This window comes from Blautia sp. CGZ-1-C1, assembly GCF_056504575.1.
In genome coordinates, this window is sequence record NZ_JBWLUT010000099.1 from 1 (window position 1) to 17,766 (window position 17,766).

Here is a 17,766-nt window from a genome sequence, read left to right on the forward strand (position 1 = left end):
AAGATACAGTAAAAACCAGCTAGTAATTAGCTGGTTTTTTTGTGCGAAAAAAACAGATATAAAATGATATTTAACCGAATCAAGTAAGTCCCCTGCGGAGGTTGCGAAGAGCAATAAGCAGTGGGTGGGACTTGCTTGTATCAGGAGGGGTACAAGCAAGTCCTGATAAACTGCGGAGCAGTTATTCGGTTATGGTCAGGTAGATGCAGTAGTTTCTCTTGAAAATAGTGATACAGAAAAAGCAGTAGATCTCCTTTTTAATGATGATAGTATTTCCTGGAGAATTTATGGAGAAGGCTGTTCCGAAAAACTGGTATATTATCTTGACAAGGGACTGATACAGGAACTTATAGTTCCAAATGAATATTATATGGGATATTAGAGCATAGCTATGGCGGCACAGAACATCAGATATTATACAGATAAAACAGATCAGATAGAGGTTGAGTTTTTCGAAGTGACGAAAGAATGAGCAAGTCAAAAGTCTGATCGAGAAGGGCTGTAATGTGGTATGTGTGAATTTGGTTGACCGTACAGAGCCTACAACAATAACTGATCTTGCGGAGAATAATAATGTTCCGATTATTTTCTTTAATCGTGAACTGGTAGCTGAGGATCTCGAACGCTGGAAAGATTTGTACTATGTGGGTGCGGATGCTTCGGAATCAGGGACACTGGAAGGAGAATTGGCAGCAGATGCATTTAAAGAGAATGCAGATATGGATAAAAACAGTGATGGTATCTGTCAGTATGTAGTGCTTGAAGGCGAGGCCGGTCACCAGGATTCTATTGTGCGTACGGAATATTCAGTAAATACGATGGTTGAAAAAGGTGTAGAAACATTGAAGATTATGAAAATAAACAAGGGGCTGTCGATTGACAGCCCCTTAAATTTTCCTGAAATCAATATCATGCATATGATACAGAAAAAATATCTGATTTAATTAAAGTGTCTGGATGTAAGCTAATAAATCTTCTTTTTCTGTACCGGTTAATTTACGGCCTTTTGTGAATGCGCATATGAAATTTTTAAGGGATCCTTCGTAGGAGTCGTCAACGATTTCTTTTGCATAGTTTTCATAAAACTTTTTTGAGGAGACAGAGGGAATATAAATCGCACGTTTTCCACTTTTGTCTATATTTAAAAAGCCCTTCTGTGACAGACGTGAAAGGAATGTATTTACAGTCTGTTTCTTCCATGCTTTCTTTTCAACCTCATTAAAATGAACCATAATCTCAGCGAAGGTTGCAGGTGTTTCTCTGGTCCATAAATACTGTAAAATATAAAATTCTGTTGCGCTCATTGCATTGCGTACCATTAATTAAGTCCTCCTTATTAGTATTATAGATATGTACCCATGGAATATAAAAACGGTGCTCCACTCTGATACCAGTTGATTGCAGAGTTGCTATTCACCTCTTTACCGGTAATGGGGGTATGGGATATTGCCGATAAAAAGTATGATGAAATAATACCGTTTATTTCGTGAGTAGTAACACTGTCAGGGTACACATGGTACAGGTGTGTGATGAGGGCAAAAACATACAAACCCTAACATCTACATATTATTTTAATATAAAAATATAAATATTACTAGGTGTAGAAATAGACAAAATTTTAAGCAGAAAATAGGCTAATTTATCGGATTTCGGAACCTGCTTTCAGGAACACTTATACAGTAGCTTCGCGGATCATGCAGTATTGTTTTAGACCGAAGTGATGTTTTTCTACAATTCCATATGTTTTAAATCCGAAATGCTCATAAATAGGGAGATTTTCCGGATTATGGGTTTCCAGGGAGATTAGCATTTTGTGCTTCTGTGCGTAGTCGATTACTTCTTCCATGAGAAGGTCGGCAAGTCCGTGGTGCTGGTGTCCGGGATCTACTGCAAGATAGATTACATGAAGACGGTCTGTCTGGTGGAGCTGGTCTGTCCAGCTGGAATTCAGGTAGTCTTTGCCCTGGATAAAATTCCAGAAAGTCTTCAGGCTGGGATCTTCTTTGATCAGCCATCCGTCAGTGGTAAGCAGCGCCTTGGCTTCGGTGAGACAATATTGCAGAACGTTGTAAGGTTCACTTTCATCTGAAACGACCAGGATACTGTTTAATTCACTGCTGTCAGAGTAGATTTCACAGGTTTGGTAGAATTCTGTAAGGTCGCAGGAAAAGAGTTCCGGCAGGAGGCGTTCTCTGGTTGCATCATCCGGAATCAGGGTGTGATACAGAGGATCCTGTGCGAAGCAGACGGTTAAGAGTTTCTGTAATCGTGGTAAATCTTCTTCTTGTACTCGATATAAATTATCGCTTTCCATAGTATGTATGAATCTCCTTATTTTTTTCAATGGATTATAGTAATCTATAAGATAGTGCAATTAATCTAGCCCATCAGAAAATGAAATTTTAGTTGCATTATTTTCTGGAATTGCTATAGAGTGTGTCTGAAAACTCATTCGTTATAGAATTGGCGAGTTAAAAACGTCATTAAACATGGCTGACAGTTTGCTGACAGAGCTATTCAGGTAGCGGATATCATCTTTGTAATAAGCTCTTTGTCTGCGCAGAGCAGCTTCCAGACGGCGAATCTCTCCGTCCAGTTCCGGACTCTCTTCTTCCAGGCGCTGTTTTAATTTTTGCACGATTCCGTAAAGATTTTCATGATGCATGATACGTCCGGCACCCCACATCAGGCGATCTTTGGGTTGGTGAAGAATGTATTCGGTGAAATGGTAATATACTTCTTCATCAAAAAGGAATGCGTACATGTTGTTGTCTACACGATAGAGTACTTTCAGCGCATCTGTGATATTTCCTTCAGATAAAACCTGGCAGGCTTTTTCCAGCTGCCGGATATTTCTGGAAGCGGCTTCCTGTGGGAAAATTACTTCATCCTGCCAGTTGAGACGCACCAGATAGTCCTGAGCTTTGCGGAAAATCTTCAGCAGTTTCAGCCCGACAGGTTCCCATTTGGAACGGAAATTTCTGCGGAATGCGGAATCTGAAAGTGTAGCATATTCTTCATTGATCTGGCATATTTTTTTGTAAATATTTCTGGCCGATTCGGTGGCTGTCCGTAAGTTCTGAAGCAGAGTTTCCTGTTCAGAATCTGCAAATGAAAGGGCATTTTCGTGAATACTGTCTGCGACCGCGTTCATGGTATTACTGAAATTCATCGGTGGCAGGACAAGTCTGTCAATGGTCATGATCAGCTTCAGATAGCATTCATGATGAAACTGATAGACAGCTTCCTGGTAAACATCCTGATTATCATATTGGGAATGATAATAATTCTGCATGAATGGCCCGGCGCTGAAGTCATTGACTGTGGATGGGATACCTGCGATTGCCATGGAGAAATCATCAGACCATGTCTCGATGGGAGAGAGAACTGTAATCCCGTCAGGATATGCTTCCTTCGGGACAGTCAGGCTGTCTGTAAACTGTCTGATGAAATCTGCATATTCATAGGTACAGCGGATGGCATCCTGCGTATTGTGTGCGTGTGCAGGAAGTTCAAAGTTCAGGTCTGCAATCACTTTACCCTGCCAGTCAGGATGTACGCGGAATACCTGATTGTAGGCTCCTGTTGACCAGTCGTATTTGGAATCAATGATTCCCCATTCCTCGGCAGCCATTGCACAGAAGACGAGAGTGTGGGCAGGTTTATAGCCGCCCTTTACCAGTGCACGGGCAATGCCGAGCATCATGGCGACTGCTGCATTATCGTCCTGGAATCCATCGAAATAGGAATCATAGTGTGCGGACAGCAGGATCATAGAGTCTGTCTCAGTCCCCTGTATTTTACCTGTGATATTGCCTGCTGTTGTGTCCGGGATCACTCTGGAACGGGCATCCAGTGATACTTTTAATGAGGATCTGCGTAATAAAGCAGCATCCTGTTCTGGAGTGTTACGGATATCTTCTGAATCAGCGGTATTGTCTTCGCAGGCGGAAATTTTATTCCGGAGGGCACGCTTCAGGATACGTGCATCTGCCTGAGACAGGGAGAATGCAGGTGCGAAATCAGGACCTGCGATATCCTGTGCATTCAGCGCAGTTTCTGCGATTTCTCCGTAGCCGTTTGCCTGAACTGCGATCAGGGCAGCAGCGCCGCGCAGATAAGCCTGATAAACAGGGAAGCTGATCCACCATTCGTCGCGTTGGTTGATCTCAACCATAACCAGCTTTCCTTTTACGTTTATGCCTTCATAATCTGCGGCAGTTCCTTTTCCCAGATAAACGAGTTCATAATCTTCAAATCCGTCTGTCTCGAAATTTGTCTGATATCCGCCCATCTGAAAGGTGTGTTCCTGCCCGTCATCATCTGTAAATTTCAGGACTGCCTTCTCGAATTCCCATCCGTCCAGTGAGAATGTATCTCTGGTTACATCGGTAAGTCCGATAGCTTTCATTTCCCTGTATAACATATCTCCTGTAGCTGTTTCTGCAGCGGAACCTGCAGTACGATAGCCCAGAACAGGGTTTGTTTTCTCTTTTTCCATGCGTCTGGCAAGCTGGTAGGACCAGTCTGTGTCAATGCAGGAAATACAGGAATCTTCAATGTTCAATTTATTTCGCCTCTTTCCTGATTTTGTAAAATGATATACTGTAAGTTTTTATTATATAGTAAACTATAAATGAGCAAATTTGAAAAACTGTACAATTGAATCCACGGTATGCGGATAGCAAAAAGTATAAAGCAGTTGAATGTTCGCGTAATGTGCACAACCAGCTATGAATTTTGTGCACTTTTAGATATTTGCTCATTTATAGTAGTAAAAATATTTTAGCATAAACAAAGAAATGCCACAAGAGAAGGTAGTGCTGCAAAGAGACCCTTATTATGGAATAGATACTGGAATCTGAATATTCAAGACCATAGTAAAAGTGAATAAAAAAACATATAAATATTAGATGTAAATTATTGACGTTAACCAAATGGAATTATATAATAAAAATATAATGAAGTTGGGGAAAAGCCTTAGCGCGGAGTAAAAATAGTTTTTGACTTTTAGCCCCTGATATCATATTATAAAAATAATGCATGTTTCCAGTAATATGGAATTAAAAGGGAAACCGGTGCAAGTCCGGTACGGTCCCGCCACTGTAAAAGGGAGCTTTTTATCATATATGTCACTGCTTAAGAGGCGGGAAGACGATAAAATGCGATGAACTTAAGTCAGGAGACCTGCTTGCATTAAAAAAGGTTATTTCTTACGGTGTATAAGAAAGGCTTTATTTTTATACCTAAAATACATTTTAAGAAAAGGATCTTTTTTATTTCAGGAAAGGATGTGAGAAAAGAAAACTTGAATTTTTATACAAATACGACAGAAAGGTAAAAAAGGAATGAAAAAGATAATAAGTTTTATATTGACAATGATTATGCTGCTTACCTGCACCAGTATTTCAGTTATGGCAGCTGACACTCAGAGTGATACAACAAATCAGGACGGAAAAATGACAATAGGAGTGTCCGTATATAATCTGAATGATGCAGAAGTAAGAGCATTTAGAAATTATTTTGAAAATTATGTCGGCATGGCTTTTGATGTCGAGTTTTTATATTCTTCCAGTATAAGTACAGCAGAAGAAGAAATCAGCTTTATCAACGAGCTTCATGAAAGAAATGTAAAGGGAATTATTTCTTTCCTTTCCTCAGATCTTGAAGAAGTTCTTCCGGTATGTGAAGAATATGGTATGTATTATGTACGTGGCTCAGGAACGATCAGTGATGAAATGTATGAGAAAGTAAAGGATAATCCTTATTTTCTGGGAACAATAGGAACATCTGTTGAAACAGAAATGGATGCGGCTGCCAATATGGCGGAGTATTTTGTTTCAGAGGATCAGAATAACCAGAATCATTACATAATAGCATGTGGAGGATCTGCTATCGGTAATGAGATGCATCGTCTGAGAACGATTGGTATTCTGAATAAGCTTCAGGAAGCATATGGCCTGTCATATGAGAAGTCTGTAGAAGAACTGGTGAATACGCAGGATACTGAAGAAATTGAAACAGGCAGTGACATTAAGATTACTCTGGTTCCGGGGTATCCAAAAGATCACCTGGATGAAAAGCTGGCTGATTCGCTGAATACAGGAGAGTATAATGTTATTCTGAGTGTAGTGAGCGCAAGTGATTTTATCAAGATAATTGATGCTTATGAAGAAGAGAACAGTACAGATGTATTGTTGGGTTCCATTGACTGTTTTACAGAAGATACATACGAAATGTTTAATAAAAAGGGATATAACGGCAAGGAAAGAATCGACTATCTTGTAGGAAAATACGGTGCTATCGTTGCACCATCATTTGTTGCCATGAAAAATGCTCTGGAAGGCTTTGCAGAAGATTACCGTGAAGATGGAAGTGCTTTCCGGCTGCAGCAGTCATTCTGGACAGCGGATTCAGTAGATGAGTTTAATAAGCAGTATGCGTTATCTATTGGAATGTATGATAATACATATAGTGTAGAGGACATGATGGAAGTTCTGAAATCCTATACACCGGAAACAAATTTTGAGAAATTCCGGAAATTTACGGAAAAATAGATAGAAAATAAGAGTCTAAAATAATTGACGTATACATGATGGTATGTTATGATAGATGAGTATTCATACGGTCATTTAATGATTTTAGAGATAAGTTCAGACCAGCAGAAGCGTCCTGCTGGTCTGATTAAAAGGGAAACCGGTGTAAATCCGGTACGATCCCGTCACTGTGATAGTTGGTTTTCAGCTGAATGCCACTGGAAGATATTTTTCTGGGAAGGTGTTGAAAATGGGTAAGCTTAAGTCAGGAGACCTGCTTATTTCTGGTAAAAGAGATTCTTGCGGACGACGAGAAATCCTGATTAAGAGTTACAACTTCATGTGTTGCATATATATGTTTGATTCTTTAATGGTAAGATTTCGTGACGGATGTGGGAGCATCTGTCTTTTTTTTCGTTCAAAATCACAGGAATGGACAGTATGAGAAGGAAGAAAAACAACGAAGAAACAAAAAAAGAAAGGAAGTAAAGGATGAAAAAAACAAAAAGAGAATTACTTGTGTTAGCAGCGGCAACAACAGTTGCATTATTAATGGGAGTTACTGTACAGGCGAAGGGTGATGAGAAGGTTTTAAACTTCGGATGTCAGATGTACACAGATGGATGTGTAAACAGTGCAAATGATGAAAACAGTGGATGGAATGCTATGAGATATGGTATTGCTGAAGCATTATTTAAATTCGATGACAATATGGAAGTTATCCCGTGGCTTGCTGAGAGTTATGAAGTAAATGACGAGCATACAGAATGGACGATCAAGCTGAAAGACGGAATTAAATTCTCTGACGGATGTGATTTAACTCCGACAAAGGTAAAAGAGTATTTTGATCACATGAAAGAGGTAGGACCTTCCGGATCTGCCAAACCGGAGAAATATCTGGAATTTGAAGCAGAAGTTACTGTAGATGATGATGCAAATACTATTAACATCAAAACAAGCAAACCATATGCAAACCTTGTAGGACAGCTCTGCCACCCAACTATGGGAATCACAGATGTAGAACATATTGAAAACTACGATAATGGAATTATTGGAACAGGTCCATACAAGATTGAAGAATTCAATGGTGTAGGTGTTGGTTATACATTAGCTGCAAATGAGTATTATCGTGAAGATGTTCCATACGATAAGATCAATCTGCTGTTCATGGGAGATAACTCCGCAAAAACAATGGCTCTCCAGAGTGGTCAGGTAGACTTGGTTGAGAATATCACAAATGTAGCAGATATTCAGGATTTCCAGGACAGTGATGACTTTACTGTTGATATTGCATCCGGTGTACGCTGCGGATTTGCATGGATGAACTTTGATGGTGTTCTTGGAAACAAAACACTTCGTCAGGCAATCCTGATGGCAATTGACTATGATACAATCTGTAATTCCAGAACAATCGGTGGACTTTATACACCAGGATTTTCCGTACTGCCATCTACTCTGAACTATGATTACGACAAACTTGAGAATCCATATACCTATGATCCGGAAAAAGCAAAACAGATTCTGGATGATGCAGGAATCGTTGACACAGATGGAGATGGAATCCGTGAACTGGATGGCCAGAATATCAACCTTAGATATATTTCTTATGAAAACCGTCTTCTGAATGACTTTGCAGATGCTCACGCACAGTATCTTGCAGAAATCGGCATCGGTGTTGTTCCTGAATACGGAAGCTCAGATGATCAGTGGAGTAAACTTGCAGCACTGGATTATGACTTTAATAACAATAACTGGATCACTGTTGGTACCGGAGATCCTCTGGCATATATGGCTAACTGGGCAACTGATACCAGCTACTGCGCATACTCCAACCCGGACTATGATAAGTTATATGAAGAATTAAAAGGTGAAATGGATCCGGAAAAGAGAAAAGATCTGATCTTCCAGATGCAGCAGATCCTGGTAGATGATGCAGCGGTTCTGATTGATGGATACTACAACTCGTCTATGATCTACAGTAAGAAAGTTGGTTCTGCACATATCCATACAGCAGATTACTACTGGCTGTCAACAGAAATTACTCCTGCAGAATAAGAAAAGTCTGCGAATTGTGAAGTTACTGAATAGTTACAAACAGAAATAAAAAGAGGTGTCTTTTTTGAGTAAAAAGCAAATAATCAAGCGTTTATTACAGATTGTGATCGTATTGATCGGTATCAGCTTTATTACATTTGCACTGACCTTTATGTCACCAGGTGACCCTGTACGAAACATGTACACGGCAACCGGTGTAATGCCTACTGAAGAAATGGTTCAGGAGACACGCGAGGAACTTGGTCTGAATGATCCGTTTCTGGTGCAGTATACCAGATGGCTTAAGAACTGTCTGAAAGGTGACTTTGGCAAATCATACAGCTTAAATAAACCAGTTACAGAACTTCTTGCAGCCAGATTATGGCCGACTTTGAAACTTACATTAATGGCCATGATCCTTATGCTGGTTATTTCTGTACCTTTAGGTATGTTGTCTGCCATATATAAAGATAAATGGATCGATTATCTCGTCCGGGGAATTACATTCCTCGGATGTGCGATGCCTAACTTCTGGGTTGGACTTCTGTTAATGCTGGCATTCTGTGTTTATATCAATGCATTTCCGGTTATCAGTTCTGCGGGAGACTTTAAGAGTCTGTTTCTTCCGGCTTTGACACTTGCGATTGCAATGTCTTCCAAATATACCAGACAGGTAAGAACAGCGGTGCTGGATGAACTGAGTCAGGATTATGTGATCGGTGCACAGGCAAGAGGAGTAAAGAAATCAAAGATTATCTGGGGCAATGTATTTCCAAATTCATTGCTTCCGCTGATCACAATGTTTGGTCTTTCCATAGGATCACTTCTTGGAGGAACCAGTGTTGTAGAAGTAATCTTCTCTTATCCGGGTCTTGGAAACCTTGCAGTTTCAGCAATCACATCCAGTGATTACAATCTGATCCAGGGATATGTATTATGGCTTGCCCTGATTTATATGGTCATTAACCTGATCGTTGATGCATCTTATGTTTATATTGATCCACGTATGCGTTTAAAGGAGTAGAATCATGAAAAAGAAAAACAGATTTTTAGCAAATAAAACTTTTGTCGTGTTTTCTATTCTTGCAGTCTGTATTATTCTGACAGCAGTATTTGCACCGGTGGTAACCAGAGGGGTTGACCCGTTAAAAGGTTCTCTGGTAGATGCACTGCTTCCGCCATGCAAGGAACATATTTTTGGAACCGACAAAATGGGCAGGGATATTTTTTCAAGAGTTATTTATGGAGCACGTGCATCTCTGTCAGCAACCTTTGGTGTTGTTGCCCTGATCTTTCTGGTGGGAACTGTTACCGGAGTCCTTGCAGGATATTTCGGAGGTGTCATTGATGCTGTTATTATGCGAATTGCAGATATGATGCTTGCTTTCCCAGGACTGGTACTTGCTCTTGCTGTTGCAGGTATTATGGGCGCAAGTATCAAAAATGCGATCATCGCTATTGTAGTAGTAAGCTGGACCAAATATGCGCGTCTGGCACGAAGCCTGGTTATGAAGATCCGTGACAGGGATTATGTATCAGCAGCGATCGTTACCGGTTCCAAAACACCGTATATGCTGTTTCGATATATGCTTCCAAATGCACTTCCTACACTGATCATTACTGCTGCGACAGATATAGGTTCCATGATGCTGGAACTGGCAGCAATGTCCTTCCTGGGATTTGGCGCTAAGCCGCCGGCACCGGAATGGGGTTATATGCTGAATGAAGGAAGAGCGTGTATGCAGTCCGCTCCGTGGCTGATGATCTTCCCGGGTCTTGCTATTTTTGTAGTAGTTGTTGTATTTAATATGCTTGGGGATTCCATCCGTGATATCCTCGATCCAAGAAATGAGTAGGAGGAATAAACATGCTGAAATTAGATAATGTGACAATCTCCTACAAAAATGTTCCAACTGTTCAGAATTTTAATCTGGATATGAAAGAGGGACAGATCGTTTCTCTGGTAGGAGAATCCGGAAGTGGAAAAACCACTGTTATCCGTGCTGTTCTGGGACTTCTTGCAGGTGGCGGTAAGGTCACAGAAGGAAGTATTACATTTGAAGGAGAAGACCTCTTATCCTATACACCGGAACAGTGGAGAAAACTTCGTGGTTCTGATATTTCCATGATTTTTCAGGACAGTGGTGCAATGATGAATCCGACACGTAAAGTCGGAAAAGTATTCACAGAATATATTCTTACTCATGAGAAAATTTCCAAAAAAGAGGCATGGAGTAAGGGAATCGCAATGCTGGAGCGAATGAGACTTCCGTCTCCGGATAATATTATGGAATCTTATCCTTTCCAGTTATCCGGTGGTATGAGACAGCGAGTTGGTATTGCGATGGGAATGACTTATCAGCCGAAGCTTCTTCTTGCAGATGAACCGACTTCTGCACTGGATGTAACAACGCAGGCACAGATCGTGCGTCAGATGATGAAGCTCAGAGATGATTATCATACAGGCATTATTGTAGTAACCCATAATCTGGGTGTAGCTGCCTACATGTCAGATTATATTGTTGTAATGAAGAACGGAAAAATGGAAGACCAGGGAACAAGAGAGTATATTCTGAAAGAATCAAAGAATGAATATACCAGAAAACTTCTGGAGGCAGTTCCATCCCGGGGAGGTGAACGATATGTCTGAAAAAAGAGAAGTAATACTGGAAGCGAAACATGTAACCAGAAGATTTGCGGCATCACATGGACGTACTCTGCTGGCGAACAATGATATTAATCTGAAAATGTATAAAGGTGAAACACTGGGTCTGGTAGGAGAATCCGGATGTGGTAAGAGTACATTTATGAGATTTCTGGTTTCTCTTGATACACCTTCAGAGGGTGAGATTCTGTACCGCGGTACAGATATCACGAAATTAAAGGGAGAAGAACTGAGAAATAACCGTCAGAACATTCAGATGGTATTTCAGGACCCGACCTTATCTTTTAATCCGAAAATGAACATTCGTGATATTGTGTGCGAACCTTTGATGAATTTCAAAAAGATTAAGAAATCTGAGAAGGATGCTGTCTGCAGAAAACTTCTTGAGATGGTAGAATTACCGGGAGATTTTGCGGATCGTTATCCTCACAATATGAGTGGTGGACAGCGTCAGCGTGTTGCAATCGCGAGAGCACTGGCACTGGAACCGGAAATCGTTGTTCTGGATGAAGCAACTTCCGCTCTTGATGTTTCTGTTCAGAAAACAGTAATTGAACTGATCACGAAGCTTCAGAGAGAAAAGAACATCACATTTGGTTTTATCTGTCATGATATTGCACTGGTTCAGTTAGTGGCACATCAGGTAGCCGTTATGTATCTTGGAAACCTCGTAGAGGTTCTTCCGGGAAAAGATCTTGATATGAAAGCAATGCATCCATATACAAGAGCACTGATGGGTGCAGTATTTGATATTAATATGGACTTTTCCAAACCAATCGAGAGTATTGAAAGTGAGGCTCCGAGCCCACTGGATCTTCCACAGGGATGTCCGTTCCAGGGAAGATGTGAGCATTGCATGGATATCTGCAAAAAGGAGAATCCGCATCTTGTAGAAGTGGAAAATGGACACAGTGTTGCCTGCCATTTGTTCCAAAAGGGCAGTAAATAATGAAAAAAGATAGTCTGATCTCTGGAAATATAGGAAAAGCATTATTACTTTTTGTACTTCCACTGATTGCGGGAAGCTTGATCCAGCAGTTGTACACAACGGTTGATGCGGTTATTGTTGGTCAGTTTAGCGGAAAAATCGGACTTGCAGCAATTGACTCTGTGCATACGCTTTTTAAATTTCCGCTTAATTTTATGAACGGACTTGCAACAGGTGCGACGATTATGATCTCCAGATATTTTGGAGCAAAAGATAAAGAAGGACTGCATTGTGCAGTGCGGACAGCTCTTTTACTTGCAGGTATTCTGGGAATTATCTGTGCAGCAGCCGGGGCTGTTTTTTCCCCATGGCTGCTTGATATTATGTCTGTTCCGGAAGAAGTCCGTACAGGATCACTGATCTACTGCCGAATTTATTTTGGCGGAATATGGGCAATGATCCTTTATAACATGATGGCAGGAGTCTTGCGTGCGTTTGGAGATTCTAAAAAGCCATTATATGTACTGGTCGTATGCAGTGTGGTCAATATTGTTGCAGATCTCATACTGGTAGGACTTCTGCATACTGGTGTTGGAGGAGCGGCAGCAGCTACTGTACTTTCTCAGATTGTAAGTGTTGTACTTACCGCATATTTTCTTGTGAAATCTGATTTCCTGGAAGAAAAGATAGGAATCAGAACTATGAGAATCTGCAAAGAGCATATGGGAATGATGATAAACAAAGGTTTCCCGTTAGCTCTTCAGTCCATGCTGTTTCCAATTGCCAATTCTATTGTTCAGGCAAGTATTAACACAATGGGAACTGACAGTATTGCAGCATGGGGAATCTGTGATAAACTGGATTTACTGATCTGGCTGATAGCGGATTCCATGGGACCTGTACTGACTACATATACCGCGCAAAATCTGGGCGCCGGTAAGGCGAAAAGAGTAAAGAAGGGAGCCCTGATCGGTACGGGCTTATCTGTGATCGCGGTAGGAATTATCAGTATTGTCCTTTATTTCGGTTCCGGACTGATCGGACCGTTGTTTATCGATCAGAAAGACGTTCCGACATTGATACCGCTGGTTATAAGATATATGCAGATGATGGCACCGTTCTTTGTATTCTATGCTGTTGCAGAAGCTCTTTCAGGAGCATGCAGCGGCCTTGGAGAAACATTGGTGTCAATGGTTACTACATTACTTACAATCTGCCTGTTTCGAGTAGTCTGCATTCTGGTTGTTTTACCATCATTTGAAACAATGGAATGTATTGTATGGATTTATATTGGATCATGGATAGTGTCAGGTGTCACTTTTACTATTTTATATCTGGCAGAGGTCGAAAAATTCTACCATAAGAAAAGTAAATAAAAAGATTATAATCATTTCGCAAATGATAGATGAGACAGAGGGTGCAGCAGGAAGAAGAATCAGACGGTATCCTCTGTTTTTATATCATAGGAAATGATTCCGTAATGTTCCTATGATATAAGAATTTGATATTTGCAATTTTTTTAACAATAAGTTATTGACAGAGAATAAAAAGCTGTTATAATAAAATTAACAAATGAACAAGTGCTCATATGATGATGTGAAAATCTATTCATGAGCCGGAAAGGAAAAAATACAATGAAAAAGACTTACAAAATCGACGTAGACTGCGCAAACTGTGCAAACAAAATGGAGGAAGCTGCTAAGAATACAGCTGGTGTTAAGGATGCAACAGTAAACTTCATGATGCTGAAAATGATCGTTGAATTTGAAGAAGGACAGGATCCGAAAGCAGTTATGAAAGACGTTCTGGCAAACTGCAAGAAGGTAGAAGACGACTGCGAAATCTATCTTTAATTCAGGAGCGATTCCTGTTGATGATATATTTACGGGAATTGTCGTAAATTAGCAGAGAGGGACTGCAGCACAGAGATATGTCAGACGGTTATGGTTATCCACTGATATATGTTCTGGCGGCGGTCCTGTTTTATAAGAAGTGAGGTATTAAGATGAATAAGAAGCAAAAGAAGATGCTGATCAGAATCATCGTAGCGGCGGTATTGATCGTACTTTTTTCTAAATTACCGATAGATGGATATGTCAGATTTGGACTGTTTATGATTCCATATCTGGTAATTGGCTATGATATTCTTCAGAAGGCATTTAAAGGTATCAGAAATAAACAGGTATTCGATGAGAATTTCCTGATGGCAGTAGCTACTGTGGGAGCAATTCTGCTCGGAGATTATTCTGAAGGTGTTGCGGTTATGCTGTTCTACCAGATTGGAGAACTTTTCCAGAGTTATGCAGTAGGAAAGAGCAGACGTAACATCAGTGAACTGATGGACATTCGTCCGGATTATGCAAATATTGAGGTGGATGGAAAACTTGAACAGATAGACCCGGATGAAGTTGAAATTGGTACTGTAATTGTTGTACAGCCAGGAGAAAAAGTTCCAATCGACGGTGTGATCATTGATGGTGTTTCTACTTTAAATACCAGTGCACTGACCGGAGAAAGCCTTCCAAGAGATGCAAAAGCCGGAGACGAAGTGATCAGCGGATGTATCAATATGACAGGTGTTCTGAAAATCCGTACGATCAGAGAATTCGGAGAATCTACCGTATCCAAGATTCTGGAACTTGTGGAGAATTCCAGTTCCAGAAAATCAAAATCAGAGAATTTTATTTCAAAGTTTGCCAAATATTATACTCCGGTTGTATGCTACGGAGCACTTGCACTTGCTTTTATTCCTCCGATCGTACTTTTGATCATGGGAAAACCGGCTATGTGGGGTGATTGGATTTACCGAGCACTTACTTTCCTGGTAATCAGCTGTCCATGCGCACTGGTGATCAGTATTCCTTTAAGCTTCTTTGCAGGAATCGGTGGAGCAAGTAATCAGGGCGTTCTGGTTAAAGGTTCCAACTATCTGGAAACACTTGCACAGACCAGCTATGTAGTATTTGATAAAACTGGTACAATGACACAGGGTGTTTTTGAAGTAAGCGGAGTTCATCATAATGAGATTTCAGATGAAAAACTGCTGGAATATGCAGCTCTTGCAGAATGTTCTTCTTCCCACCCGATCAGTAAGAGTCTTCAGAAAGCATATGGAAAACCAATTGACAGAAACAGAGTAACGAATATTGAGGAAATCAGTGGTAATGGTGTAACTGCGAAAGTGGATGGTATATCTGTAGCAGCAGGAAATGCAAAATTAATGAAACGCCTTGGAATTTCCTATCAGGAATGTCATCATGTTGGTACAGTAATTCATATGGCTGTAGATGGAAGATATGAAGGTCATATTCTTATTTCTGATATTCTGAAACCTCATGCAAAAGAAGCAATTGCTGAATTGAAGAAAGCTGGTATCAAGAAAACAGTTATGCTTACCGGAGATTCTAAACGTGTTGCAGATCAGGTAGCAAAAGAACTGGGAATTGAGGAAGTTTACAGTGAACTTCTTCCGGCTGATAAAGTAAGTAAAGTAGAAGAATTACTTCATCAGAAATCCGAAAAAGAGAAGCTTGCATTTGTGGGTGACGGTATCAATGATGCGCCGGTACTGTCCAGAGCAGATATTGGTATTGCTATGGGTGCACTGGGTTCTGATGCAGCGATTGAAGCAGCAGATATCGTACTGATGGATGATGATCCGCTGAAAATTTCCAAAGCGATTAAGATTGCAAGAAAGTGTATTCATATTGTATATGAGAATATTTATTTTGCAATTGGCATTAAGATTTTGTGTCTGATACTTGGTGCGCTGGGAATTGCCAATATGTGGATGGCTATTTTTGCAGATGTAGGTGTTATGATCATTGCGGTATTAAACGCAATCCGTACTTTATTTGTAAAAAACCTGTAACTGTGAAGGTACTGAACAGTTACAAAAATTTATAGAATAACAGACAGTTGCAGACAGGAAGGAAAATGGTGAAAGCGTGGAAAAACATAAAGACGAGGCTTGTGACTATTATGAAATTCATGAAGATTCAATGGAAATTATAAATAAAACAATGCCAGAAGAGACGGAACTTGAGGATTTGGCAGATTTGTTTAAGATTTTCGGAGATTCTACAAGAATCCGTATTCTGTTTGTGCTTTTCGAAACAGAGGTATGTGTATGCGACCTTGCGAAAGCACTGAATATGACACAGTCTGCAATTTCCCATCAGCTTAGAATCCTGAAGCAAAACAAACTGGTGAAGAACCGACGAGAGGGAAAGTCCATTTTTTATTCTCTGGCAGATGATCATGTGCGGACGATTATCAATCAGGGAAGAGAGCATATAGAAGAAAATTAATCCGATGTGAACGTATGGTAAAAGTAAAAAGCAGGGAGTTGATATTTCAAGTATTGGCTCCCTGTTTGAAAATATAAAAGTTTTATAGAACTAACTATTGAAAGTGGAATTTACAGAATGAAATAAGAGCCTGCCAGTGGATGATAAGATCTGGCAGAGATGGAATGAGTGGAAGGAGAAGATTTGATGCGAACATTACGAGTAGCAGACCTGGAAGCAAAACCGGGTGAGAAAGTATCAGGATTTGTGCACATCATCGGGGCAGAATTCGGAATTCCGGTAACACTGATCTGTGGAGAAAAAGAGGGGGAGACTGTTCTGATCTCCGGTGGGGTACATAATGCAGAATATGTAGGAATTCAGGCAGCTATGCAGCTTGCAGATGAGCTGGATCCGAAGAAGATCGCAGGAAATATCATAGTGATCCGTCTGATGAACCGAACTGGATTCGAACACCGTACCATGAGTCTTACTTATGAGGATGGAAAAAACCTGAACAGAGTTTTCCCTGGAAATCCGAATGGTACACTTAGTGACAGGATCGCTTATACTGTTGTGACAGAATTTTTCCCGAAGGCAGATTACTATGTGGATCTGCACTGCGGTGATGGATTTGAGGGACTGGTATCTTATGTATACTGTACAGGTGCAGCAACTCCGGAAGTAGCTGCAAAAAGCCGGGAGATGGCGGAAATCGCACATGTGGACTATCTGGTAACTTCCATGTGTGGAACAGGCGGAGCTTATAACTATGCCGGAAGCATGGGGATTCCAAGTATCCTGCTGGAACGTGGACACAGCTCCCGCTGGTGTGAAGATCTGGTTGCAGAAGATGTTCATGATGTAAAGAATATCTTAAGACACCTTGGTGTTCTTTGCGGCAAGTCCCATACGCACGGTGAACCTCCGGTAGAAGTAAGTCCTGTGATTTATGAAGATGCCCCGGTGTCCGGCTGCTGGTATCCTGCAAAACAGCCAGGAGAGACCTTTAAAGAGGGAGAAGTGCTGGGAAAAATCTGTGATTATTTTGGACGTGAACTGTTTGTCTACAGAGCTAAGATGGGCGGGATTATCCTTTATCAGACAATCAGTCTGTGTATTATGAAAGACACACCGATGGTATCTTATGGAACCTGGGATGAGGAGAAACAGGGGAAAATTGAACTTGGCTGTGAGGTTTGCGGAAATAAAAAACATAAGCATGGACACCACCATCATAAACATGGAAGTGATAAACACAGAAATAGTAAGCATGAAAATGATAAACACCATAAGTAACATGAGAATCATATA

14 protein-coding genes, 1 pseudogene and 2 riboswitches are annotated in these 17,766 nt (G+C 40.6%); of the genes and pseudogenes, 12 read left to right on the forward strand and 3 right to left on the reverse strand.

Annotation, left to right across the window (positions count from 1 at the left end):
* Positions 1 to 479: 479 nt before the first annotated feature.
* Positions 480 to 944, forward strand: a pseudogene (locus AC058W_RS08695) (substrate-binding domain-containing protein); the annotation flags it as partial.
* On the opposite strand, the gene AC058W_RS08700 reads toward AC058W_RS08695, so the two are convergent.
* From AC058W_RS08700 to AC058W_RS08710, 3 genes are all read right to left on the reverse strand, one after another.
* The gene (locus AC058W_RS08700; protein WP_117845368.1) at positions 945 to 1,319 is read right to left on the reverse strand and encodes a BlaI/MecI/CopY family transcriptional regulator; all 375 of its coding nucleotides are present in this window, start codon (positions 1,317 to 1,319) and stop codon (positions 945 to 947) included.
* A 353-nt stretch (positions 1,320 to 1,672) separates the two neighbouring features.
* On the reverse strand, positions 1,673 to 2,314 hold the full coding sequence (locus AC058W_RS08705) for a GNAT family N-acetyltransferase (protein ID WP_479389978.1): 642 nt from the start codon (positions 2,312 to 2,314) through the stop codon (positions 1,673 to 1,675).
* Between the two features lie 141 nt (positions 2,315 to 2,455).
* Positions 2,456 to 4,501, reverse strand: a complete 2,046-nt coding sequence (locus AC058W_RS08710) for a M28 family peptidase (RefSeq protein WP_479389986.1) — start codon at positions 4,499 to 4,501, stop codon at positions 2,456 to 2,458.
* A 525-nt stretch (positions 4,502 to 5,026) separates the two neighbouring features.
* Positions 5,027 to 5,209, forward strand: a riboswitch (cobalamin riboswitch).
* Positions 5,210 to 5,348: 139 nt separating this feature from the next.
* Here AC058W_RS08710 and AC058W_RS08715 point away from each other — a divergent pair.
* From AC058W_RS08715 to AC058W_RS08765, 11 genes are all read left to right on the forward strand, one after another.
* Entirely contained in the window at positions 5,349 to 6,557 is a 1,209-nt protein-coding gene (locus AC058W_RS08715) for a hypothetical protein (protein WP_117676950.1), read from the forward strand.
* 75 nt (positions 6,558 to 6,632) lie between these two features.
* Positions 6,633 to 6,832, forward strand: a riboswitch (cobalamin riboswitch).
* 196 nt (positions 6,833 to 7,028) lie between these two features.
* Positions 7,029 to 8,591: an ABC transporter substrate-binding protein gene (locus AC058W_RS08720; RefSeq protein WP_117676949.1), complete on the forward strand. Its 1,563-nt coding sequence runs from the start codon at positions 7,029 to 7,031 to the stop codon at positions 8,589 to 8,591.
* 55 nt (positions 8,592 to 8,646) lie between these two features.
* Positions 8,647 to 9,594: a nickel ABC transporter permease gene (nikB, locus tag AC058W_RS08725; RefSeq protein WP_306452298.1), complete on the forward strand. Its 948-nt coding sequence runs from the start codon at positions 8,647 to 8,649 to the stop codon at positions 9,592 to 9,594.
* Between the two features lie 4 nt (positions 9,595 to 9,598).
* A complete protein-coding gene (nikC, locus tag AC058W_RS08730) occupies positions 9,599 to 10,426 on the forward strand; it encodes a nickel transporter permease (RefSeq protein ID WP_008707164.1) in 828 nt (275 codons plus the stop codon).
* 11 nt (positions 10,427 to 10,437) lie between these two features.
* Entirely contained in the window at positions 10,438 to 11,220 is a 783-nt protein-coding gene (locus AC058W_RS08735) for an ABC transporter ATP-binding protein (RefSeq protein ID WP_055053312.1), read from the forward strand.
* Positions 11,213 to 12,184 (forward strand): oligopeptide/dipeptide ABC transporter ATP-binding protein, encoded by a 972-nt coding sequence (locus tag AC058W_RS08740; protein ID WP_118247070.1) that lies wholly within the window; start codon positions 11,213 to 11,215, stop codon positions 12,182 to 12,184. The genes AC058W_RS08735 and AC058W_RS08740 overlap by 8 nt, the downstream gene beginning before the upstream one ends.
* Complete coding sequence (locus tag AC058W_RS08745) at positions 12,184 to 13,539, forward strand: MATE family efflux transporter (protein ID WP_479389979.1); 1,356 nt, start codon at positions 12,184 to 12,186, stop codon at positions 13,537 to 13,539. Before AC058W_RS08740 ends, AC058W_RS08745 begins: the two co-directional genes overlap by 1 nt.
* A gap of 258 nt (positions 13,540 to 13,797) precedes the next feature.
* Positions 13,798 to 14,016, forward strand: a complete 219-nt coding sequence (locus AC058W_RS08750; RefSeq protein WP_055053315.1) for a cation transporter — start codon at positions 13,798 to 13,800, stop codon at positions 14,014 to 14,016.
* Between the two features lie 152 nt (positions 14,017 to 14,168).
* The gene (locus AC058W_RS08755) at positions 14,169 to 16,034 is read left to right on the forward strand and encodes a heavy metal translocating P-type ATPase (RefSeq protein ID WP_117676948.1); all 1,866 of its coding nucleotides are present in this window, start codon (positions 14,169 to 14,171) and stop codon (positions 16,032 to 16,034) included.
* Between the two features lie 130 nt (positions 16,035 to 16,164).
* A complete protein-coding gene (locus tag AC058W_RS08760; protein WP_081017038.1) occupies positions 16,165 to 16,473 on the forward strand; it encodes an ArsR/SmtB family transcription factor in 309 nt (102 codons plus the stop codon).
* Positions 16,474 to 16,659: 186 nt separating this feature from the next.
* Positions 16,660 to 17,751 (forward strand): M14 family metallopeptidase, encoded by a 1,092-nt coding sequence (locus AC058W_RS08765; protein WP_479389980.1) that lies wholly within the window; start codon positions 16,660 to 16,662, stop codon positions 17,749 to 17,751.
* Positions 17,752 to 17,766: the final 15 nt, after the last annotated feature.

Bases quoted from the DNA above. Each gene is read 5' to 3' on its own strand.
- AC058W_RS08700 (WP_117845368.1), bottom strand. From the start codon at position 1,319: ATGGTACGCAATGCAATGAGCGCAACAGAATTTTATATTTTACAGTAT.
- AC058W_RS08705 (WP_479389978.1), bottom strand. From the start codon at position 2,314: ATGGAAAGCGATAATTTATATCGAGTACAAGAAGAAGATTTACCACGA.
- AC058W_RS08710 (WP_479389986.1), bottom strand. From the start codon at position 4,501: ATGGAAAAAGAGAAAACAAACCCTGTTCTGGGCTATCGTACTGCAGGT.
- AC058W_RS08715 (WP_117676950.1), top strand. From the start codon at position 5,349: ATGAAAAAGATAATAAGTTTTATATTGACAATGATTATGCTGCTTACC.
- AC058W_RS08720 (WP_117676949.1), top strand. From the start codon at position 7,029: ATGAAAAAAACAAAAAGAGAATTACTTGTGTTAGCAGCGGCAACAACA.
- nikC (WP_008707164.1), top strand. From the start codon at position 9,599: ATGAAAAAGAAAAACAGATTTTTAGCAAATAAAACTTTTGTCGTGTTT.
- AC058W_RS08735 (WP_055053312.1), top strand. From the start codon at position 10,438: ATGCTGAAATTAGATAATGTGACAATCTCCTACAAAAATGTTCCAACT.
- AC058W_RS08740 (WP_118247070.1), top strand. From the start codon at position 11,213: ATGTCTGAAAAAAGAGAAGTAATACTGGAAGCGAAACATGTAACCAGA.
- AC058W_RS08745 (WP_479389979.1), top strand. From the start codon at position 12,184: ATGAAAAAAGATAGTCTGATCTCTGGAAATATAGGAAAAGCATTATTA.
- AC058W_RS08750 (WP_055053315.1), top strand. From the start codon at position 13,798: ATGAAAAAGACTTACAAAATCGACGTAGACTGCGCAAACTGTGCAAAC.
- AC058W_RS08755 (WP_117676948.1), top strand. From the start codon at position 14,169: ATGAATAAGAAGCAAAAGAAGATGCTGATCAGAATCATCGTAGCGGCG.
- AC058W_RS08760 (WP_081017038.1), top strand. From the start codon at position 16,165: ATGGAAATTATAAATAAAACAATGCCAGAAGAGACGGAACTTGAGGAT.
- AC058W_RS08765 (WP_479389980.1), top strand. From the start codon at position 16,660: ATGCGAACATTACGAGTAGCAGACCTGGAAGCAAAACCGGGTGAGAAA.